This is a genomic window from Paraeggerthella sp. LCP19S3_G8 (assembly GCF_052119225.1).
In the GTDB taxonomy this organism is placed as follows: domain Bacteria; phylum Actinomycetota; class Coriobacteriia; order Coriobacteriales; family Eggerthellaceae; genus Paraeggerthella; species Paraeggerthella hominis.
This window is the reverse complement of record NZ_JBQKFQ010000002.1, coordinates 19,197-41,456: the sequence shown is the minus strand read 5'-3', so window position 1 is coordinate 41,456 and position 22,260 is coordinate 19,197. Positions and strand designations below refer to the sequence as shown.

14 protein-coding genes are annotated in these 22,260 nt (G+C 62.5%); 13 read left to right on the top strand and 1 reads right to left on the bottom strand.

The genetic code is table 11. From position 1 onward, the window contains the following. The first annotated feature begins 185 nt into the window (after positions 1-185). The 3 genes from dnaE to ACTQZK_RS02095 all read left to right on the top strand — a co-directional run bounded on the left by dnaE (position 186) and on the right by ACTQZK_RS02095 (position 4,921). Positions 186-3,647, top strand: coding sequence for a DNA polymerase III subunit alpha (dnaE, locus tag ACTQZK_RS02105; protein ID WP_114566804.1), 3,462 nt, complete (start codon positions 186-188; stop codon positions 3,645-3,647). Positions 3,648-3,893: 246 nt separating this feature from the next. Then, positions 3,894-4,685 carry a tRNA pseudouridine(38-40) synthase TruA gene (gene truA, locus ACTQZK_RS02100; protein WP_441898244.1) on the top strand — a complete coding sequence of 264 codons (792 nt, stop codon included), beginning with the start codon at positions 3,894-3,896 and terminating at the stop codon, positions 4,683-4,685. Positions 4,686-4,723: 38 nt separating this feature from the next. Next, positions 4,724-4,921 carry a hypothetical protein gene (locus ACTQZK_RS02095; RefSeq protein ID WP_216528880.1) on the top strand — a complete coding sequence of 66 codons (198 nt, stop codon included), beginning with the start codon at positions 4,724-4,726 and terminating at the stop codon, positions 4,919-4,921. A 51-nt stretch (positions 4,922-4,972) separates the two neighbouring features. Here the strand turns inward: ACTQZK_RS02095 and asnB are convergent, their stop codons facing one another. After that, positions 4,973-6,928 (bottom strand): asparagine synthase (glutamine-hydrolyzing), encoded by a 1,956-nt coding sequence (gene asnB, locus ACTQZK_RS02090; protein ID WP_216528879.1) that lies wholly within the window; start codon positions 6,926-6,928, stop codon positions 4,973-4,975. 206 nt (positions 6,929-7,134) lie between these two features. Between asnB and ACTQZK_RS02085 the strand changes: the two genes are divergently transcribed. The 10 genes from ACTQZK_RS02085 to ACTQZK_RS02040 all read left to right on the top strand — a co-directional run bounded on the left by ACTQZK_RS02085 (position 7,135) and on the right by ACTQZK_RS02040 (position 22,260). Next, positions 7,135-7,827 (top strand): TetR/AcrR family transcriptional regulator, encoded by a 693-nt coding sequence (locus ACTQZK_RS02085; RefSeq protein ID WP_305072021.1) that lies wholly within the window; start codon positions 7,135-7,137, stop codon positions 7,825-7,827. Between the two features lie 460 nt (positions 7,828-8,287). Then, the gene (locus ACTQZK_RS02080) at positions 8,288-10,153 is read left to right on the top strand and encodes an ABC transporter ATP-binding protein (protein ID WP_114566808.1); all 1,866 of its coding nucleotides are present in this window, start codon (positions 8,288-8,290) and stop codon (positions 10,151-10,153) included. Beyond that, positions 10,137-11,909: an ABC transporter ATP-binding protein gene (locus ACTQZK_RS02075; RefSeq protein WP_216528878.1), complete on the top strand. Its 1,773-nt coding sequence runs from the start codon at positions 10,137-10,139 to the stop codon at positions 11,907-11,909. The genes ACTQZK_RS02080 and ACTQZK_RS02075 overlap by 17 nt, the downstream gene beginning before the upstream one ends. A gap of 23 nt (positions 11,910-11,932) precedes the next feature. Further along, positions 11,933-12,922, top strand: coding sequence for a helix-turn-helix domain-containing protein (locus ACTQZK_RS02070; RefSeq protein ID WP_441898240.1), 990 nt, complete (start codon positions 11,933-11,935; stop codon positions 12,920-12,922). A gap of 129 nt (positions 12,923-13,051) precedes the next feature. Then, positions 13,052-13,663, top strand: coding sequence for an MptD family putative ECF transporter S component (locus tag ACTQZK_RS02065; RefSeq protein WP_114566811.1), 612 nt, complete (start codon positions 13,052-13,054; stop codon positions 13,661-13,663). Between the two features lie 49 nt (positions 13,664-13,712). Continuing rightward, on the top strand, positions 13,713-14,447 hold the full coding sequence (locus tag ACTQZK_RS02060) for an energy-coupling factor transporter transmembrane component T (RefSeq protein WP_441898238.1): 735 nt from the start codon (positions 13,713-13,715) through the stop codon (positions 14,445-14,447). Further along, positions 14,444-16,033 (top strand): ABC transporter ATP-binding protein, encoded by a 1,590-nt coding sequence (locus ACTQZK_RS02055; protein WP_441898236.1) that lies wholly within the window; start codon positions 14,444-14,446, stop codon positions 16,031-16,033. The genes ACTQZK_RS02060 and ACTQZK_RS02055 overlap by 4 nt, the downstream gene beginning before the upstream one ends. A gap of 466 nt (positions 16,034-16,499) precedes the next feature. Further along, a complete protein-coding gene (locus ACTQZK_RS02050; RefSeq protein ID WP_114566814.1) occupies positions 16,500-17,159 on the top strand; it encodes a Crp/Fnr family transcriptional regulator in 660 nt (219 codons plus the stop codon). Positions 17,160-17,545: 386 nt separating this feature from the next. Beyond that, positions 17,546-18,178: a twin-arginine translocation signal domain-containing protein gene (locus ACTQZK_RS02045; RefSeq protein ID WP_441898234.1), complete on the top strand. Its 633-nt coding sequence runs from the start codon at positions 17,546-17,548 to the stop codon at positions 18,176-18,178. A gap of 152 nt (positions 18,179-18,330) precedes the next feature. Continuing rightward, the gene (locus ACTQZK_RS02040) at positions 18,331-22,260 is read left to right on the top strand and encodes an MBG domain-containing protein (protein ID WP_428420680.1); all 3,930 of its coding nucleotides are present in this window, start codon (positions 18,331-18,333) and stop codon (positions 22,258-22,260) included.

Here is a 22,260-nt window from a genome sequence, read left to right as displayed (position 1 = left end):
GCCCCCGATCCGTTAGGGTCGGGGGCTTTTGCATGCGGGGTGGGCCGCGCCCGTGCGATGCGAGGGTCCTCTTCGGCTTGCCCCTTGCGAAAATCCATGGTTTGTTCGAACATCTTTTCGCGCAATGCTGGTATCATGGCTACCAATAAATCCAGCGCATCCCTATCTGATTTGAGGCATAAGCTATGGCATTCGTCCACTTGCACAACCACACCGAATACTCGCTGCTTGACGGCGCGACGCATGTGAAGGACATGGTCAAACGCGCAGCTGAGCTGGGTATGCCTGCCGTGGCGATCTCCGACCACGGCGTGATGTCCGGCGTGCCCGAGCTGTGCGACGCGTGCGACGCGGTCGAGAAGGAAACGGGCATCCGCGTCAAGCCCATCTACGGCTGCGAGGTGTACTTCACAACCGACGAAGAGCTGCGCAAAGACGTCAAGCCGAAGCTCTACCACCTGCTGCTGCTGTCCAAGACCAACGAGGGCTACCACAACCTGCTTCGTCTGGTCAGCGAGTCGCACGTCGACAACTTCTACTACAAGCCGCGCACGACCTTCAGCATGTTGCAGAAGTACGGCAAGGGCATCATCGGCTCGTCCGCCTGTATCGCGGGCATCATCCCCAAGCTGCTCGACAACAACCAGTTCGACGAGGCGCTGGAGTGGGCGCACAAGCTGGCCAGCTGCTTCGATCCGGGCGACTTCTACATCGAGCTGCAGAACCAGGGCATCATGACCGACGCCGGCCTTACGCAGACGCAGCTCAACCATCAGCTGACGAAGCTGGCTCAGGCCGCGGGCCTCAAGACCATCGCCACGAACGACTTCCACTACTTGACGCGCGAGGACGCCCGCGCGCAGGACATCATGCTGTGCATCGGTACGGGCAGCGCCATGAACGATGCGAACCGCATGCGCTTCGAGAACGATCAGTTCTACATGAAGACCGAAGAGGAAATGCGCGAAGCGCTCAAGGACTTCCCCGAGGCGTGCGACAACACGGTGGAGCTGGCGGCCAAGTGCGACGTGGTGCTCGAGCGCGATTCGGTTCTGCCGCGCTTCCCGCTGCCCGAAGGGGAAACCGAGGACAGCTGGTTTCGCACGCGCGTCCAGGAAGGCCTGATCAAGCGCTACGGGGATCCGGTGCCGCAGGAGGCGCAAGAGCGCGCCGACTACGAGATGGGCATCATCATCCAGCAGGGATTCCCGGCGTACTTCCTGATCGTGCAGGAGTACATCGAGTGGGCTCGTAGCCAGGGCATCGGCGTTGGCCCGGGCCGTGGATCGGCCGCAGGCGCCATCGTGGCGTATGCCATGGGCATCACCGACTTGGACCCGCTTTCCAACGGCCTGCTGTTCGAGCGATTCCTTTCGCCCGAACGCGTGGAGATGCCCGATATCGACGTCGACTTCGAGGATGAACGTCGCCAAGAGGTCATCGAGCACATCAAGGAAGTGTACGGTGAGGATCACGTAGCCGGCGTTATCACCTTCGGCAAGCTGCAGGCGAAAAACGCCGTGCGCGACGCCGCGCGCGTGCTGGACTACCCGTACAGCACGGGCGACAAGATCACGAAGATGATCGGCGACGAGCTGGGCATCACCATCGACAAGGCGCTCGAGACGAACCCCGACCTCAAGAAGGCGTACGAGACTGAAGAGGACGTGAAGGCCGTTATCGACGCGGCCAAGTCCATCGAAGGCCACGTGCGCGGCGAGGGCGTGCACGCGTGCGCCACCATCATCTGCCGCGACCCCATGAGCGAGCACGTGCCCATGAAGCGCGATACCAAGGGCGGCGGCATCATCACGCAGTACGACGGCCATTACACGCCTGACCTGGGCTTGCTGAAGATGGACTTCTTGGGCCTGCGCACCCTGGGCGTGCTGTCGCGCGCGTGCCGCAACATCGAGGCGCGCTTCGGGACCAAGGTGATCCCCGAGGAGATTCCCATCGACGACGAGCGCGCGTTCGTGCTCATGCAGTCGGGCAACATGGACGGCTTGTTCCAGGTGGAGGGCGCGCTGTACGTGGGCTTGTTCGCGCGGCTCCCACCGAAGCGCTTCTCGGACATCGTCGCCTCGATCGCGCTCAACCGTCCGGGCCCGTTGGAATCCGGCATGGTGGACGACTACGTGAAGGTGGCAAGCGGCAAGACGCAGATTCACTACTACGACGAGCGTTTGCGCCCCATCTTGGAGGAAACGTACGGCACCATGGTCTACCAAGAGCAGATCATGCAGATCTCCATGGCCATGAGCGGCTTTTCCGCCGGTAAAGCCGACAAGCTGCGCAAGGCAATGGGCAAGAAGAAGCTCGACGTCATGCGCGGGTTGCAGGAAGACTGGAACAACGGCGCGGTGGAGAACGGCTACTCGCTTGAGATCGCCAAGCAGATCTGGGAAGACGCCGAGAAGTTCGCTAAGTACGCGTTCAACAAATCGCACTCGGCCGCATACGCTATCTTGGTTATGCGCACCGCGTATTTGAAGGCGCACTATCCGAACGACTTCATGGCGGCCGTTCTGTCCAGCTACATGGGCAACACCGATCGCTTGATTCGCTATATCTCCAGCTGCAACCACAACGGCACGCCGGTGCTGCCTCCCGACATCAACTCGTCGAACGCCGAGTTCACGCCGGTTGAAGAGGGCATTCGCTTCGGCCTGGTCGGCGTGCGCGGCGTGGGGCGCAACGTTGCCGACGAGATCATCGCCGAGCGCGAGGCGAACGGCCCGTACACGTCGCTGCACGACTTCGTGAACCGTTTGGACGCGAAGTGCTACAACCGAAAGACGCTCGAAGCGCTCATCAAGGGCGGGGCGTTCGATTCGACGGGCTACACGCGCAAGCAGCTCATGTACTTCGTGGACGAGACGCCGCTTCTGGAAAGCGCGTCGAAGCGTCAGAAGGACCGCGAGCGCGGGCAGGTGTCGATGTTCGACCTGTTCGGCGACGACCCCGATTCGGGCTTCGAGGAAGAGGTTCCCGCTCCGGACGGAGTGGAGTGGCCGAAGCGCCAGCTGTTGACGTTCGAGAAGGAGATCATGAAGATCTACGTCTCGGACCATCCGCTGCGTCCGTACGAGAACTACATCGCCCGCATGACGAAGTTCCAACTGGGCGATCTGGCCGAGCGCACGAAGGAGATCAAGTCGGCCGTGTTCATCGGCATGATCTCGTCCGTGGTGACGAAGCTGACGAAGCGCGGAACGAAGATGGCCACGTTCTCGTTGGAGGATACGACGGGCCATGTGGAGTGCATCTGCTTCAAGTACGACGAGAACGCCGAGGCGATTCAGGAAGACGCTATCGTCAAGGTAAAAGGCAAGTTCGAGCACAGCGACCGCGGCAACCAGATCATGGCGTTCGAGGTGGAGGCGCTGGAACTGAGCGAGGACGACGCACGTCCCTCGCACCTGGAACTGCGCGTGCCGATGGCCGACTTCGACCAGTCGAAGTCCTTGCGGTTGAACCGCATTTTGAAGTCGTATCCCGGTCGCGACGGCGTGGTGCTGTTCGTTCAGCAAAACGACGGGCACAAGTTCCGTGCCGAACTGCCCATAACCGTGGACTCGAACAGCCCCATCATGAAATCGGAGCTGCAAGAGCTGTTCGGCGCGCAGGTGTGGAGGGCGTCGTAAGGCCGCAGAGCGCGTTGCCCGGTCGCTCGGCGGCCCTGGGCTCGCACGGACAGCCCGCTGGGTCGTCCGGCTCGTGCGGAACTCGCTTGACGTGCAGCGTGCCCTGTGGGCCGACTGCTCGGCGGTGATTGACGATTTGGCAAGGGAGGGCGGTTGCGCTTGGTCGCGCGGCCGCCTTCGTTTATGATGGGTGCTATGAATACGACTACTTCTTTCCAACAATCTTGTTCTTCAGAGACCTGCGGTGTGCCCGGTGCGTTCGTGAAGCCCCAGCTCGACCATACGCTGGCGCTGACGCTGTCGTACAACGGCGCGCCGTTTTGCGGGTTTGCCCGCCAGCCGGGCAAGCTGACGGTGCAGGGCAATCTGGAGGAGGCGTTGTGCCTGCTGTTCAGGCGCGACGTGGAAACCACCTGTGCGGGGCGCACCGACTCGGGCGTGCACGCGCTGGGCCAGGTGGTGAGCTTCGACGTGAGCGACGAGGATTTGAACGGGCGGTCGCTCTTCTCGCTGCGCCGGTCGCTGAACGCGCTTACGCACGACGGCATCACCGTGCGCGAGGTAGAGCCCAAAAAGCCTGGGTTCTCGGCTCGCTTCGACGCGCGAGCGCGCGAGTACCATTACCATCTGTGCGTGGACAGCACGGCCCCCATCTTCATGAAGGATTTCTCGTGGTTCGTGCCCGGCGGGTTGGACATGTCCGCCATGGAGGCGGGCGCTCGTCATTTGCTGGGGGAGCACGACTTCAAGAGCTTCTGCATGGCGGCTTCCGCGGTGGACAAGCAGACGCATCGCAATGTTCGCGAAATCTCGTTTCATCCCGAAACGTTCATGGGCGAGAACATCATCACCATCAAGGTGGTGGGAAACGCGTTCCTCCATTCCATGGTGCGCACGATCGTGGGCACGCTGGTAACCGTGGGGCGCGGCCAGCGCGATGCCGATTGGGTGGGCGAGGTTCTAGCGGCGTGCGATCGGCGTGCGGCGGGGGAGAACGCCCCTGCTCAGGGCCTCGTGTTCTGGCGCGTTATCTACTAAGGAAGTACGGGAACCTTTCAGTCGCAAGGCGGTGCAGCATGTTCGAGAACAAGAAGCCCTCGCCCGCGGCGCGCGCTGCCGACGAGGGAAAGGCGCACCGGGCGGTCGATCCCGCTGCGCGGCACGATGCGTTCGCGCGGTTTCGCCGTCTGTACGAAAGCCGCGATGGCGGCCTGTGCGTGTTCGAGGACGAGCACGGCCATCTGGTGGCCGTCGATGCGTCCAAGCTGGTGTAAAACGTAAGGCCCGCCGGCTGTGCTCGGCGGGTCTTACGTTTTTTCGACTCGCTAGGCGGCGGGCTTGTCCGGGATGCTCCGATCCACGAAGTAGATCTTGTACCACATGAGGAACATGTAGACGATCCAGATCTTGCGGGAGCGGTCGGCTCCGGCCTTGTGCTCGTCGAGCAGCTTCACCAGTTCGTCGGTGTTGAAGAACGTGCTTGCAAGCTCGCCGGTGAACCATTCCTTGATCTGGTTGTAGTAGCGCTCCTGGCGCAGCCAGTTCACCACGGGCACGGGAAAGCCCAGCTTCTCCTTCTGCGCCCAGTCCTTCGGGATGGCGCGCTCGGACGCTTCGCGCAGCGTGAGCTTCGTTTGCTCGCCGTTTGCTTTCAGGCGCGTGGGAATGGTGCGCGATACGTCGAACACCTGCGTGTCCAGGAAGGGCACGCGGCTTTCCAGCGAATGCGCCATCGACATCTTGTCCGTTTTCAGCAAGATGTCGCCTACCAGCCAAAAGTGCAGGTCAACGTATTGCATACGCGTAGTCTCGTCAAGGTTTTCGACCTCGGCGTACACCGGGGCGGTCAGCTTCTGCGGCGAGCACGCTTGCACGGGCCGGCGCAGAAGGCGCTCGCGCTCCTCGGGGCTGAAGGCCACACCGTTCGCGTTGGTGTAGTACCAGTCCTCGACGGTCTCGCTTGCGCGCTCCAGGTAGTTCGCGCCGCGGACGCCCAGCGCCCGTGCAGCTTTCGACGCGCCGCGCAGCAGGCCCTTCGGCGCCCAGGACAGCTTCGCGTTGGCGAACGGGGTCTGGTAGATGCGGTACCCGCCGAAGAACTCGTCGGCTCCTTCGCCCGACAGCACGGCCTTCACCTTTTTAGCGGCCTCTTGATCGACGAAGTAGAGCGCCACGGCGCTCGGATCGGCCGAAGGCTCGTCCATGTGCCATTGCACGCGCGGAAGGCTTGCCCAGTATTCCTCCTCGGAGATGTGCTTCGAGTTGTTCTCGATCTTGAGCTCGTCGGCCAGCTCGCGAGCCCAGGTGATCTCGTCGCGCTCGCCCTCGTATTCGGCGAAGCCCACGGTGAACGTTTTGATGTCCGGGTTTTCCTTGGCCAGGCACGCGGCCATGTAGCTGGAATCGATGCCGGAGGACAGAAACGATCCCACCTCCACGTCCGCCACGTTGTGGTAGCGCACCGACTCGCGCATGGCGGCGTCGATGGCGTCCACGGTGTCCTGGCGGCTGCGGTTCTCGTCGAATTCGTAGGTGGGCCGCCAGTAGCGGCGCATGGCGATGGAGCCGTCCGCGCGCACGGTCATGCAGTGCGCGGGCGGAAGCTTGAAGATTCCCTTGAAGAACGTCTCGTCCAGAGCCGAGAACTGGAAGCACAGGTACTGCTCAAGCGCCTCCTCGTTGAGCTCGCGCTGGTAAGCGGGATGCTCGAGGATACATTTGATCTCGGACGCGAAGACGAACCGGCCTTCTTGTACGGTGTAGTAAAGCGGCTTGATGCCGAAGAAATCGCGCGCGCAGAACAGCTCGCGCGTCGTGCGGTTCCAAATGGCGAACGCGAACATGCCGCGCAGGCGGTCGAGTACGCTTTCGCCCCAGGCGAGGTAGCCGGTGAGCAGCACCTCGGTGTCGGAGTTCGTCTTGAACGTCCAGCCTTCGGATTCCAGCTCGGCGCGCAGGTCGCGGTAGTTGTAGATCTCGCCGTTGAACACGATGGCGAAGTCGCCCTTCGCCGCGGCGGCTTCGGGCCCGGCGATGGGGGATCCGTCGCTTGCAAGGGCGGGGGACGTGACGGCGGCGTCATGCTCGGCGGTGGCGCGCACCATGGGCTGGTTGCCTCCCGCAAGGTCGATGAGGGACAAGCGCCGATGCCCGAGCGCGATGCCCTGGTCGAGGTACTGGCCCTCGCCGTCGGGACCGCGATGCGCCATGACGTTGCACATGGCTTTCAGGATGGGCGCGTCAGCCTCGTTCGCCCCGGTGAACCCGCAGATTCCGCACATAGTGAATGCTCCTTCGTTTCGGTACCCGACCATGATAGAGGAAAGCCGGCGTTGTCCCAAGCGCCAGGCGTCCATCACGCCAAAACCGCAGATTTGCCGCGGTGTTCGGGCGCGCCCGGCAAGCAGGCGCTGGCTTGGGAGCGCCGTGGACGGCAGCCGGCTCCGGTCGGGTGCGTTCGGTTCGGATGCGCTATCATGGTGGCCACGTGAAAAGATGGGACGGGCTGCCGATGGTGACGATGGATGGACGGGCAACGGCGAAGGCGACGGAGCATGCCGCACCGCCTGCTCGCGCGCGTATTCTGAACTGCGCGGTGAGGGAGTTTTTGGACAAAGGGTTCGCCGAGGCGTCGCTTCGCTCGATCGCTGCTGCGGCGAGCGTGACCACGGGCGCCATCTACGGGCACTTTTCCAGCAAAGAGGCGTTGTTCGACGCGCTGGTTGGACCTGCGGGAAACGAGCTGTATCGGCGCTACGCAACCATGCAGGAGCAGTTTTACACCTTGCCCGAAGACCGCCAGACCCTTCAAGGCATGCAGGGGTTCGAGCAGGTCCTGATCCATGACATGCTGGACTACGTGTACGATCATCAAGATGAGTTCGTGCTGATTCTGACAAAAGCGGCGGGTACGGCATGGGAGGGATATCTTGACAGGTTCGTCGAGCTTGAGCGGGAGAGCACCCATCGCTACGTTCGCATGATGCGCGCACGTGGGAAGACCATCGCGGACATCGAGCCTGCTACGGCGCGCATTCTGGCAAGCATGTTCTTCCGGGGCTATTTCGAACCGCTTGTCGGCGGCATGAAGCGCGACGAAGCGCATGCCTTCATCGCGTCGCTCGAGCGGTTTTTCCACGCGGGCTACGTCGAGCTCATTGCGACGCGCGAACTTGGGTAGAGGGTTGGCTCCAGATCCAGAAAAGACGAAAGCCCGCAAGAGGGGGGACCTTGCGGGCTTCGCTGCGATGGCTGGCCAGACGAGAGAAAACCACCATCGCTCGGTAAAGCAAAGAGGAGAAGTCGTCAAAGGGAGCGTCGATGCTTTTTCGGGAATCAGGAAAGGCATCACCTTCATTTGACATTTGTTAGTTTAGGCTAACTTTTAGGAAAAGTCGAGCGGCGGCTTTCAATAGGCGAGGGATTCACCGTTTCTTCACAAGTGCGCTGCGCGCGAAAGGAAGCGGGGATGGACGGCGGGCTTTCTGCTGCGGCGTGCATGCTGGCCGGGGCGCCCGCAAAACGAGCGAGGGTCGAAGATCGGACGGAACGAAGAGGCTCAAATTCTAGTAGCGTTGCCATATAACAGTGTTATACTCCTGAAAGTAAACCATAGATAACTTTTAGGAAAGGGGCTGTGTATGGACGTTGGGAACGAGGCCGCAGCGGGCGGTGCGGTTTCGACCGAGCATCATGCCTCGAAGGCGTCGAGCGAGCGCAAGGGCGGCCTGCAGGGGTCGAACCCGATTTCCCTGCTGCTTGACTGGGCTGGCGGCGTGAATCGAGCGCGCTTTGCGCTATCGGTGGTGTTGGCGGTAGTGGGCGTGGCCGGTAGCATCGTGCCGTACTACGCTGCCGGCCAGATGATCGTGGGCGTGCTGGGCGGCGTGCGCGAGTTCGGCTTCTACCTTGGCTGGTGCGGCGTGGCCGCCGCGGGCTATGCGCTGCATATCGTGTTCCACTACGCCTCGACCACGGTGTCGCACGTTTCGGCGTTCTCTACCATCTCGATGATTCGTCGTCGGATAGCCGATAAGCTGACGCGCGTGCCGTTGGGCTACGTGTTGGACACTCCTTCGGGCAAGCTCAAGAACATCATGGTGGAGAAAACCGACAGCATAGAGCCCACGCTTGCCCATCTTGTCCCGGAGATGACGTCGAACCTGCTTGTTCCGTTGGCGGTGGTCGTGTTCATGTTCGTGCTCGATTGGCGCATGGCGCTTGTGGCGCTGATTACGCTGCCGGTCGGGCTTGTGGGATACCTGGGCATGATGAAGGATTATGCCGTGTGGTACAACAAAACGGTCAAGGCGGGGGAGGATATGAACTCGGCATCGGTCGAGTACGTTAACGGCATCGAGGTGATCAAGGCTTTCGGGCAATCGGCCAGCTCGTACGAGAAGTTCTCCCAGGCGGTGGACCGCTACTCTCGCTCGTTCATCGATTGGATGAGCCACGTGCAGGTATTCCAAGACCTGGGCCTTTCCATTTGGCCGGCCACGCTGGTGACGGTTCTGCCGGTGGGTTGCCTGTTCGTTATGCAGGGCACGCTCGATCCGGCGACGTTCGTCGTGCTGGCGGTGCTGTCGCTGTCCATTTTCCCGCCTTTGTACGCGGCCATGAACTTCATCGATACGCTTGCGCAAATCGGCACCGTGGTCGAACAGATTTCCTCGGTTGTCTACCAGCCCGAACAGCGTCGTCGCGACACGCCCGCACGTGTGGAGGGCTCCCGTATCGAGCTTGACGACGTGCGGTTCTCCTACGGTCGCGAAGAGGTGATACGCGGAGCGAGCCTGGTTATCGAACCGGCGCAGGTGACGGCGCTCGTTGGGCCGTCGGGTTCGGGGAAGTCGACGCTCGCGCGCCTGATTGCGGGCTTTTGGGATGCGGGCGAAGGACGGGTTGCAATAGGCGGCGCGCGGATCAACGACATGACGGCTTCCCAGTTGAGCGGGTGCGTTTCGTTTGTCGAGCAGGACAGCTACCTGTTCGACGATACGGTCATGAACAACATTCGCAGGGGACGGCCGGGCGCGACCGATGCGGACGTGGTGGCCGTGGCGAAAGCGAGCGGATGCCACGAGTTCATCGAAGGCCTTGAGAACGGCTACGAAACCGTGGTCGGCGGTGCGGGCGGTCACTTGTCGGGCGGCGAACGCCAGCGCATCGCCATTGCGCGTGCGATGCTCAAGGATGCGCCGGTGGTCATTCTCGATGAAGCGACGGCGTATACAGATCCCGAAAACGAAGCCGTCATCGAGCAAGCGGTAGGCCAGCTTGTGGCGGGCAAGACTCTCGTTGTTGTGGCGCACCGGCTTTCGACTATCGTCGACGCCGACAAAATCGTGGTGGTAAACGATGGGCGCATCGAGGCCGAGGGAACGCATGCCCAGCTCATGGAATCATGTGCGCTGTACGCCGGCATGTACAACGCGCATATCGACGCCAAAGACGCAACGCTTGCCGAGTCGGACAAGGGAGATCAGCATGTTGTCAACGTTTAAGAAGTACTTCGCCTTCGGGGGCAGCTACGTTGCCTACCTGAAGCGCGGAATGGTGTGGTCGGTGCTCAACTCGTTCTTCGAAGCATGGCAGATGATGGCGCTTGCCGTGGTGCTGCTCGCGTTGGCGGACGGAGCCGTGACGGAGTCCACGCTGTGGACGTCGCTGCTCATCATGCTGGGGAGCATCGTCGGATGCTTCGTCACGATGCATTTCAAGAGCAGGAATTTCTGCAAGGGGAACTTCTCCATGACGGGCGAGAAGCGTACGCAGATCGGCGATCGCATGCGCTACCTTCCCATGGGCTACTTCAACGAGAACAGCCTGGGCGACATCGCGTCGACCATGACCAACACGCTCGACGACGTGCAGAACGCGGGCGGCCAGGTGTACATGAACGTCATTTCGGGATTTGTGTTCTCGGCGATCGTCGCGGTGATGCTGGTGTTCTTCGATTGGCGCCTTGGGCTGGTGGTCGTGGCCACGATTGCTGTTTTTCTGCTGGTCAACGCCTGGATGCAGCGCGCGGCGCGCAACGTGTCCGGCCGACGCGTGGCGGCTCAGAGCGCTATCGTGGGCGCTGTTTTGGAATACGTTCAGGGAATGAGCGTGGTGCGCGCGTTTTCGCTGACGGGGGACGCGGAGCGGCGCCTTGACGCGGCTATCTCCGAATGCGAGCGCATGAACGTGGCGATAGAGCTGCGCTTCATGGGGTTCGCCATTTTGCAGGCGCTGGTAACGAAGACGTCAAGCGTGGCGATGTGCCTGGCATCCGCGTGGTTCTGGATTCAGGGGACCATGGATGCAGGCGTGTGCCTGGTGGCCATCGTCGCGTCGTTCATGGTGTACGGGAAGCTGGAAGCCTCGGGCTTGTTCGCCAGCCTGCTGCGCCAGATCGACATTTGCATGGACAAGGTGAACGACATGATAGCCACGCCGGCCATGAGCGAAGGCGCGGGCGTCTCGTGCGCGCGCAACCTTGACATCGAGGTGCAGGACGTTTCGTTCGGGTACGGCGATCGTACGGTGATCGACCGGGTCTCCCTGGCCATTCCTCAGAACACCACGTGCGCCATCGTGGGGCCGTCGGGGTCGGGCAAGACCACGCTCACCCAGTTGATCGCACGATTCTGGGATGTTGACCAGGGGCGCATCACGCTTGGCGGCACCGATGTGCGCGATTGGAAGGTGGACGACCTGCTTGCCAATTTCTCGATGGTGTTTCAGGGCGTGTACCTGTTCGACGATACCGTCGAGAACAATATCAGGTTCGGTCGCCCGAACGCTTCGCGCGCGGAGGTCGAGGAGGCTGCTCGGAAAGCATGCTGCCACGAGTTCATCGAGAGGCTGCCCCAGGGGTACGAGACGCGTTTGGGGGAGGGCGGCGCTACCGTGTCGGGCGGCGAGCGGCAGCGCATCTCCATTGCGCGCGCCATCTTGAAGGACGCTCCCATTGTCATCTTGGACGAGGCTACGGCCAACGTGGACCCGGAGAACGAGCGCGACTTGCAACGGGCGGTGGAAGCGCTCACGCGCAACAGGACCGTTATCATGATCGCCCACCGGTTGAAGACCGTTCGCAATGCCGATCAAATCATCGTGCTTGACCGGGGACGTGTTGCGCAGCGCGGTACGCACGACGAGCTGATTCGCCAGCGGGGCATCTACGCCGACTTCGTGGGCATGCGCGAGAAGGCGATCGGCTGGAAGCTGGGCGGCGCGTCGAGCGGCGTGCCTGCGACTGCTTCGGGCTCGTAGCGCACGGCAGGAGGCGGTCGGCCGTGCTCGCTACCGAATACGGGCTTGTGCGCGAAGACGGCGCAGCGGACGCCCGCGCGAAGACGCTGTCTTCGCAATTTGCTCGAAGCGCGGTGGACGTTGTCGTGCCTTTAGCCCCCGACCTAGGGTCGGGTTACTATCGGCGTCTATCCCCGTGCTCGGGGATAAACGTGTACGTGGGCGATGTGACGTTTCGCGAAGACGTCGCCTTGGTTGAGCGCGCAGTGCGCGAGACGTTCTCGCTCACCTTCTGTCTTTCGGGCGAGCTCGAGTGGCGGAAGGTGGGCGAGCGCGGCGGGGTGCGACTCGAGCGCGGCGATTGCTGCGTGTACCGCAACGGCGCATTCGCGTTCGAGAACCGCTACGAGGCGAGCAGGCGTTCGTTCGGCATGGGGATAGACCTGCATCCCGGTCGATTCGGGTCGGTGATGCGCCGCCTTGCGGACAGAGGCTTCGTCGCCGATTGTCGAGAACCGTCTTCTTGCGTGAAGAAGGTTCGGCCTTCGCGTTCGATCGAGCCTCTCGTGCACGATCTTCTGAGCTGTTCGTACTCCCATGATCTGAAGGCGCTGTATCTTGAGGGGAAGGTGCTCGAGATCGTTTCGGCGCTTCTGAGCGAGGTTGTGCCCGAATCAGGATCGGACGGCGGTGCGTGCAGGCCGGCGTTGGCCGAGGTCGACGCTTTGGAGCGCGTGCGCCGCGCGTTGGACGAGCGGTGCTTCGAGCATGTTTCCGTTGCCGAGTTGGCCAAGCTGTCGCTCATGAGCGAATCACGGCTTCGCAGCGAGTTCAAGTTGCGTTACGGGACGTCCGTCCATCAGTACCTGCTGGACCGGCGCATGGTTCGAGCGTGCGAACTGCTTGAACGCGGTTACCGGGTCAAGGACTCCGCCGCGATGGCGGGATACAGCAACATCAGCCACTTCGGCGACCAGTTCAAGCGAAGGTGCGGCATGACACCGGGCGAGTACGCTCGGCGCTTCCGGGAATAACCTGTCGTTTCAAGCGTTTCGGAGTACGGAAAAAGCGTTTTCGGGGAGAAACGAGGAGGCCCTTTCGTTATTGTTAGTTTTAGTTAACTAACAAGCGGCACGTCCGCGTATCGACGATAGGAGAATGCGATGGAGAGCGCGACGCAGGAAAAGAAAAAACTTGGAATCAAGGACTTCGCCCTCATGGGCATTTTCGGGGCGGTCATGTTCGCCCTGGCCATGGTTCTTATGATGGTGACCGGCGTGACCCCTGTCGTGTACTTGTTCTACCCGGCCGTGTTCGCGTTCGCAAGCGGCCCGCTTTTCATGCTTGTCGCGGTGAAGGTGCGCACGTTCGGGGCGTTTCTCGTTCCGTCGGCGGTCATGGGGGTTCTCCTGGGACTCATGGGGGCTCAGACGCTGCTGATTACCGTGATCGTATTCGGCCTGATTGCCGAGGCCATAGCCAATTCCGGCTCGTATCGCGACTTCAAGCGCATAGCGATTGCGTACGTCGTGCTCATGCTGGGATTCTACGCAGGGGACATCGCTCCTATCTACGTATTCACCGATTGGTACATCCAGCAGGCGACCGGCGGAGCTGCCGGCGTTGACATGACGTACCTCAACGAACTGATCGGTACCGCGAAAAGCTGGTTGGGAATCGCGTCGGTCATCGCTTGCGTCGTTGGCGCTGCGGCGGGAGTGGTTGTCGGGCGCAAGATACTGAGGAAGCACTTCGTAAAGGCCGGCTTGGTGTAGCCGCTCGTCCAAAAGGGCGATTGCGGAATCCTGAAGATAGGAGCGTTTGGTGGATCAGTCTTTCGTCTTGGCGAGCCCCGCCTGCATCAGGTACATCGATCCGCGCGTGAAGCTCGTGCACGTTGCGATTGCCGGTGTTTTGCTGTTCGTGGTGCGGTCTACCGGGGGAATCTTGCTCAGCGATGCGTTCATGGTCGTCGCGCTGCTGTTCTTCGGATTGTACGGCTGCGCCGCGAGGCTGATTGCCGTTACGGGCGCGTTGCTGACGGCTTCGCTTCTGCTTGCGAGCGTTCCCGGTGCGGTTGCGGCTGCGGCGGGCATGTCCGTTTTCATATTCTTCAAGTTCACGCCCCTTGCCGGCGTGTACTTCATGATGACGAAAAGCGTCAGCCCGAGCGAATTGGCGAACGCGCTCGAACGGCTCAGGCTGCCGCGCGCCCTTACCATCACGCTTGCCGTGACGCTTCGCTTCCTTCCCACGATCGGGCAGGAAGTGGGGGCCATGCGCGACTCCATGAGGATACGCAACATTCCCTTGACGGTTCTCAACGTGCTCAAAGCTCCCTTGACCATGATGGAGTTCGTTATGGTTCCTCTTATGATGCGGTTCGTCAAGGTGGCCGAGGAGCTTGCTGCCGCGGCTTGCGTACGCGGTATCGAACGTCCGGGCGTCAGGGGATCCCTGCTTGAGATGCGGCTGCGTTTCAGGGATTTCGCGTACCTTGGTGCGGTGGTGGGTTGCGCTGCGTTTCTAGCATGCTTCGAAAGCAGGATGATTTCATGAACATCGTTGAAATGGAGCACGTGAGCTTTTCCTATCAAGGTGCGCAGGGCGCAGCCTTGCACGATGTTGCCCTATCGGTTCGCGAAGGCGAGTTCGTGCTGGCCACCGGACGCAGCGGATGCGGAAAAACCACGCTTACGCGGCTGATGAACGGCTTGATCCCTCATTTCTTCCCGGGCAACCTGTCGGGCAAGGTGTTGGTGGGGGGAAGGGACGTACGCCAGCTTGCCACGTACGAATTGGCCGCCACGGTAGGGTCGGTGTTCCAGGATCCTCGATCGCAGTTCTTTACGACGAACACGGTGTCCGAGGTGGCGTTTGGCTGCGAGAACCTGGGCTTACCTTCCGACAGGATCGCATCGCAGGTCGAGGGTGCCTTCGCCGATTTCGCCATCGAGCATTTGAGGAACCGGAGCATCTTCGATCTTTCAAGCGGCGAGAAGCAGAAGGTGGCGCTTGCGTCTACGTACGCAATGGAGCCCAACCTGTTCGTCCTTGACGAGCCGTCCGCCAATCTTGACGTTCGGGCTACGCTCATGTTGGCCGACGTTTTGGCGGAACTGAAGAGGCGCGGGCGCACCGTCGTGGTGTCTGAGCATCGCCTGTACTACCTTATGGAGCTTGCCGATCGAGTGGTGTTCATGGAGGATGGGAGGATCGTGGACCAATGGACGCCCTCCCGGGCTCGTTCCCTTTCGCGGGACGAGCTGATGCGTCGTGGGCTTCGATTGTTCGATCTTGACGATGTGGCGCCTGCGCGCGCTGATTCGGCAGCGGCGGACGGCAGAGCGGGGCGTGCGGCGGGCGATGACGGCGCCGCGCCTGCATCTGCGGATCGACGGGTGCAGGCGGATGTGCCCGTGTCGCCGCTTTTGCACGTGCGCGACGTGCGGCTGTCTTTTGGCGAGCGCGCTGTGTTGTGCGGCGTGGAATTCGATGCAGGAGGGCATGCGGGCGCCCGCTGCGCGCAGCGGGCGGAGGTTATCGGCATAACCGGGCCCAACGGGGCGGGAAAGACCGCGCTCGCGCGTTGCCTTTGCGGTCTTTCGCGCCGCTGCCGCGGAACTGTAGAGCTTGACGGGCGCATGCTTCGTCGCCGGGCGCGCTCCCGCTCGATGTACTTCGTCATGCAAGATGCGGATTACCAATTGTTCACCGAAAGCGTCGAGGACGAGTTGCGCCTTGGCAACGAGGACGACGGGACCCTTGACGAACGGGTGCGCGACGTGCTTGAGCGGTTGGGGATGGCGTCGCTGCGAGGCGTTCATCCGATGGCGCTTTCGGGCGGGCAGAAGCAGCGCGTGACCATTGCATCCGCCGCTGTGAGCCCCGCGCGCGTTCTGCTTTTCGACGAACCGACAAGCGGGCTTGACGGCCACAGCATGCGCAGCGTGTGCGATATCGTGCGCGACCTTGCTTCTCGGGGGCGGCTCGTGTTCGTAATCTCCCATGATCTCGAGTTTTTGGCGGGAGCGTGCGATCGGATCATCCACGTGCGCGACGGGGAAGTGACCGACGACTTTCTTCTGGTTGGACAAAACGTCGCTCGGCTTCGGTCGTTGCTGTTTCGCGGCGCCTCTGCTTGATCGGGCGCGGAAGATTCGGCGCGTCGTGCGACGAGCACCGAGTTTTGCTGCGGCCGATAGTGATAGAGATGACTTGCGCGCAAAAACCTGCCCTCGCTGGCAGGTTTTTGCGTTTAGGGGTCGTTGAGTCGGGCGTTGTTTCGGGCGTCGCTTCGCTTGCTTTTCGTTTTGCCTGGTCACGAAGCTGGGCTGCTGCGCCGTGCGTTTGCGAGTGCTCGCTCGGTTGGATCAAACGACCCCAAACCGTCAAAACCTGCCAGCGAGGGCGAGTTTTCGCGCGCAAGTCCCCTTTGCGGGCGGGAAGGTGCGCTCGCTGGCATCCTGGAACCCCTTGTTGCTCGGCTGCGATTCGGCATGTTTCGAAAATAGTAACCTTTAGCTAACAATTGAGGTATGATGGAGCATGGACATGATGAACGGATGGGGGGGCGAGGCAAGCTGAACGTGTGGTGAAGGAGGGCGAAAGATGGCGGATCCGATTGACGTGCGACCTTTGAGCGAGTCTCCCGTGTTTGCCGGCATACCGATGGAAGAGCGTGCGTCTTTGATTGCGGATGCGAAGGGCATGCTGCGCCGGTATCCTGGCGGCAGTTTGGTGCGCCGAGCGGGCGACGGGCTTGATTTCTACCCGGTGGTCGTGTCCGGCCGCGTGCAAGCTTCTTTGCCGCAGGGCGGGCTGGACCGCATCGTGTCCCTATTCGGCCCAGGCGATTCGTTTGCCGAGGCCGTCGCTTCGTCTTTGCGGCGCTGTCCCGTTGACATTCGCGCGCTTGAGGACACGGTGCTGCTGTGCATTCCCGCTGCCGGGCTTCGCGCCTGTTCCCATGCGTGGGCATCGACTTTGCATGGAAACCTCATGAGCGAGATGTCGAAGAAGGTGCTGGTCCTCAGTCGCAGCCTTGCGGTCTTGAGCGAGCCGCGCCTGTCCGATCGCGTTCTGGCGTATCTGGACACGCTGCCGCGCAATGCGGACGGGAGCGTGACCGTTCCGTTCGGACGCAGGGAATGGGCGGCGTGCCTGCGCGTGGCGGACAAGTCGCTGATCCGCGAGCTCAAGGTCATGCAGGATGACGGCGTCATCGAGGTGGACGGTCGCACGGTTCGCGTGCTGCGGCAAGCTCGCTAGAGGGGGTGGCGGCCCCAGCTCGTCGGCTGCAAATCGCCTTGCCCATTCTTGGCGGGCATGCCTTCTCAAAAAAAGTTATACAAAGGTAACATAGATCACTGACAAGGGGATTTCGCACTGCGTATACTGCGCTCATGCGGATTGCCGAATGCCTGCCAACAACAGGTGGGCGAGGGTTGACGTGCTGCGCCGAGGGATGGTTCCGGTCGGGCGGTGCGATGGAGCTGCAGGGCGAGAACTTGCAGCTTTTAAAATACCCTGAAGTTAGCCTTGGCTAATTAAATACGGCAACCGCGCATGAAGGTCCCCCGTGGAGCGGGCGGAGCGCATGCCGCCCGCTTGCGAACGCGAAGCGATAGAGCCAGTTCAGTGAAAGGATAGGCAACATGACCGAGATACGCGAGGGCATGCAGGATGCGTCCTTGTCACGCCGCGACTTCCTCAAGGCGGCAGCAGGCGCCGCCGTTGTCGCAGCGGCGGCGGGCGTGGCGCTGCCGGACATCAACGCGAGCAAGGCGTTTGCGGCAAGCGCGGCGCCGCTGTCGGGCGCTTATGCGGCACCGGGCACTTACACGGTGACGGCGAACTTGTACGTGGACAAGCGCGATTCGCCTATCGGCAAGAACGCGTACGTCACGAATCCGGGAAACCCGCCCTTCAACAAGCCCACTTCGCCCGTTGCGAACAATGCGACGCTCGTGGTGGCCGAGGGCGGTGCGAAGCTCTTGACCGTACCCATTGTGAACAGCTCGTTCGGCGTATTGGAGATCGCCTCGGCCTCGCAAGACGGTCTGGTGCGCATCACCGAGAAGAAGATGGGGAAGTGGGTCATGCCGAACTTCCTGTGGTCTTCTCCTTACGACGAGCGTGTTGTCTCGCTGACGTTCGACGTGACGAACTTCGCCGGCGGCTCGGCGGTCGCGACGTTCGGCCCTTCGGCCGAGTACGCATCGTTTCCCCTGTACAAGGGATGCAAGACTTGGGATCTGCATCTTGTTGCCGATTTGGGCGCTGCGTAACGTTCCCTATGCGCTGAAGCCGGCTGCTGCATCTGCGGCAGCCGGCTTTTCGAGGTTCCGTGACAGGTGCGCTTGGCGCTGGAGGCGCTGCGCGAACGGCCTGCATCGCGGTTGATCGCACGTTGCATGAAACAGAAACGAGGAATGAAACCATGAAGAACAAGGTGAACAGAGCAAGCGATTCGCTTGCGGGCGCCGTTCTTGCCGTGCTCTTGGTCGCTGCGTTGGTTCTGTCGCAGACGCCGGCCGGTTTTGCGTACGCATCTGCGCTCGGGCTGGCGGACGCGCCGACGCATGCGCAAGGCGCAGAGGCTGCCGACGCTGCCGAAGGCGGCGCCCCTGGCGGCGAGGGCGAAGACGCGGCTGCGGCGCCGCTTGCGGAGCGCAGCGGGGAAGCGGACGATGCGGCGCGCAGGTCGCTCGACCGGGTTGACTCGCCGGACGGGAACGCATCTGCGAAGGAGGCTGCGTCTTCCTCCGCAGAGCGCGCGCCGGACGCCGTCGAAAAGCCGGCATCGACAAGCGCGGAAGGCGAATCCCGTGAAGGGGGTGCGAGCCTTGCCGTCGTCGGAGGCAGTGCTTTCGGCGAGCAGGCGGGGCCGCAAGGCGAAGGCTCCGAACCGTCGCGGGCCGCGCTCGGCAGCGCGCAAGGCGAAGGCTACGTTGCCCCTCAGGGCGCGAGCAGCGCCGAGCTTGCCGCAGGAACCTATACGGTTTCCGCCAACGTGTCCATGATGACGCCGATGGGCATTCGCGGGTATGCGACCAATCCCGCGAACCCTGAAGGAATCGGCGGCCAGATGGGCGTTCCTGCTGCGGCCGTGACGAACGGCAGCACGTTGGTCGTGGCGGCCGACGGAACCAGAACGCTCACGTTTACGCTGATCAACCCCGTGTTCACGGTGCAAGCCGCAGGGTCTTCCCCTAGTGCTTCCGTGGTGGAGGCCACGCGGGTTCCCATCGAGCTGAAAAGCGACGACAGCCAGTACAACGACGATCTGGCCAGCGCCGGCATCACGTCGCGCATTTCCACGGTTACGGTGGAGCTGAAGGACTGGAGCGGAACGTATACGCTCCAGGGCTGCACGGAGTACGCCACCACGTTGAGAAAGTCGTTCAACATCGACCTGGACTTGACGGTTGATCTTGCCAATGCCGTGCGCGTTGTCGAGGGAGATTTCTCGAAGACGTTCGTCGACGACGAGGCGCGCGTGTCGGTGACGGTGAGCGTGGAGGAGGGTTCGTCGGCGTTCGAATCGATCCAATCCGCCGAGCTTTCGGCGCAGCTCGTCGAAGACGAAGGACGCCGCTCGGCGGTGAAGCCCGCGCTCGGTCGGCAGTATCAGAAGGCTCCCGACTTCAGCTTGCTGGACGTGCGCCTGATTTCGGGCGGCGCGGATATTGCGGTTGACGACAAGGTGAAGTTCTCCGTTTCGCTGCCGGGCGAAAGCGGTTCCGAAGTGTTCTTGCACAAGGGCGCATCCCTGACTGCTCTTCCGGCTGCGCAGGCGGACGGCTCCCTGACGTTCGACAGCGCGCGGCTGGGATCGTTCGTGGTGACTTCGGCTCCGGGAGAGGCGAACGTTCGGTGGCTTCGGTCGTACACGTACGCCGACGGTGCTTCGGGCACGTCGGCAACGTGGGTGACCAACGGCTACAACGAAGCCGTGAACAACGACGCGTTGGATATGGACAAAGAAGAAGTCTTGTCGAATTTGTACGAAAGGTTGTACTTGCCCTTCGTGGGCGCCGTGGGCGCTCGCGCGCATGACGGAGCCGCGGTCGATCAGGCGTTGGAGCTGGTGAAAGAGTCGTCCGGCTTCAGCGATCCCGCCATCGAGGGTCTGTACGCGATGGGACTCCATGTCGACATGACCTCTTTGGGAAGCAACCGAGTGCCCCTGGCGGCCGGGTTCGTGTCGACGATCGGCAACGGCAACTGCGCCTTGAGCGGCACGCTTCCGGTAAGCGGCAAGAACGTGGCGATCTATCTGGTGGAAGGAACGGCGGACAAGCTGACCAGCGCGACCAAGGTCGACGCGGCTATCGGCGGCGGCACGGCGTTCTTCGACATCCTTCCCGTTGACGGCAACGCCGTTGCGAACCTTGACGGGCTGGACGGCAGGCTGCTCAACGGCGCGTACCTCCTGAACGGGCACAAGGACTGGATGAACTCGGAAAACGTGGCGTACTACGTGGCGGTGGCCGAGGCTCCTGCGAAGATCGAGAAGCCGACCCCTGCCCAGGGCCTGGTGTACAACGGGCAGGAGCAAACAGGCGTCGCTCCGGGCGAAGGCTATCGCGTTTCCCTGACGGGTTCGGCCGTTGATGCCGGCTCCTATACCGCGCTGGTCACGCTCGAGGACGGCTATACGTGGGCGGACGGGTCGAAGGGCGCTGCGACGCTTGCATGGACCATCGGGAAAGCGCAGCTGACCGCCGCGTACCGCAGCGAAACGGTCGCTGCGAACGAGGCTCCGCGACTGTCCGTGGACGTGTCCGGGTTCGTGAACGGGGAGACGGCGGCCTCGGCGAAGGGCTTCGCCGCGCCGACGGTTTCCGCCCCGACGTCTTTGGAGGCGGGTGCAGCGTACAGCCTGACGCCTGTGGGCGGCGCGGCTGCGAACTACGCGTTTTCCTACCGCAGCGGCGTGCTGACGGTTGCCGAAGCGCAGGCTCCGGCGCTTGCGCCCGGCACGTACGCGGTGACGGCGAACCTGTTCGTCCCCTCGTCTGAAAACGACATTTTGCATCTGACGGCCTACATGACCAATCCCAAGAATCCAATGGAGCCCGAGGGAAGCCCGAACTTCGGGATTCCCACCGACCCGATGTCCGACAACGCGAAGCTCGTGGTCAAGGAGGACGGTACGAAGCTGCTCGAACTGGAGCTGCCGAATCCGGCGTTCACCCTGATCGATTTCGGAACGCCGGCGAGCGGCGCGCAGGTGCTCGGCATCGAGCGCGACGGCAAGCCGTACGGCGCCAACGCACAGGGCCGCATCGTCAAAGCCGCTGTCAAGCTGGACGGCAACGATCCCGTCTTGACGTTTCCCGGGAGCCACGTGTATGCAGCTCCCTTGCGTCTGGATAAAACGTGGGGCCTGTCGCTGGCCGTGGACTACGCCAGCGCCGTGAAGCTGTCCGACAGCACCGACCTGGCCGTTCCGGGCGACAACGGAGGCTCTGCAGGAGGCGGTTCCGGCGGGGCGGGCTCTGGCGGGGAATCCTCTGGCAATGGCGGCGGATCCGCAAGCGCGGGCGGCTCCGGCAGCGCGAGCAGCGGCTCGGGCAACGCCGCCAGCGGCGAGGACGTTCGGCGCGGCACGCTGGCCGCCGGCACCTACACGGTGTCCGCCAATATCTGGCTGAGCAGGCAAGACACGGGGCTTCCGTTGAATCCGCATCTGACCAGCGGGGATTTCCCGCCCATGAACCCGGTGGCGCGCAACGCCGTCCTGACCGTCGATGCTGCCGGGCGCGCTGCGGTGCAGGTTCCCATCGTCATTCAGTCGAGGATCATGACGGTGAACGCCATCAACGGCTTGCGTATCGTGGACTCCAGCTCGAATGGTGGCGGCCTGTCTTCGATCACGGTCGACCTGGGCGTGCTGGAAGACGCCGCTTCGGTGGTCTCGCGATCGTGCACGGTGGACGTTACCATCGGGGATATGGCCATGGCTATCGGCGGGTCCATCTTCGGCGGCGAGCGCAACCATACGTATCCGGCTACGTTCCAAATGAACCTCTCCGGCGTGCCCGCTTCGGGCGGCGGCTCGATTCCCGCTGCGGCCCTGGCCGTGATGAACGGCTCGGCGTCGGGCGATGCGGCGGCCAATGCCGAAAAGGCTACCGCCGAAGCTCTGGCTGCGGCCGAGGACAAGGCTGCGCGCGCCAAGGCCAAGGGCGTTGCGACGAAGTCGAACCCGGCGCAAGCCGAATCCGACAGCGCTTCGACCGGCGATCCGGCTCTTGTGATCGGTTTGGGCGCGCTGGCCACGTTGGCCGTGGCCGGAGCGGCGGCGGGCACGTTCGCCTACCGCAGGAAGCGCGTGCCTTCGAAGGCTAAGGCCCGCTTCTAG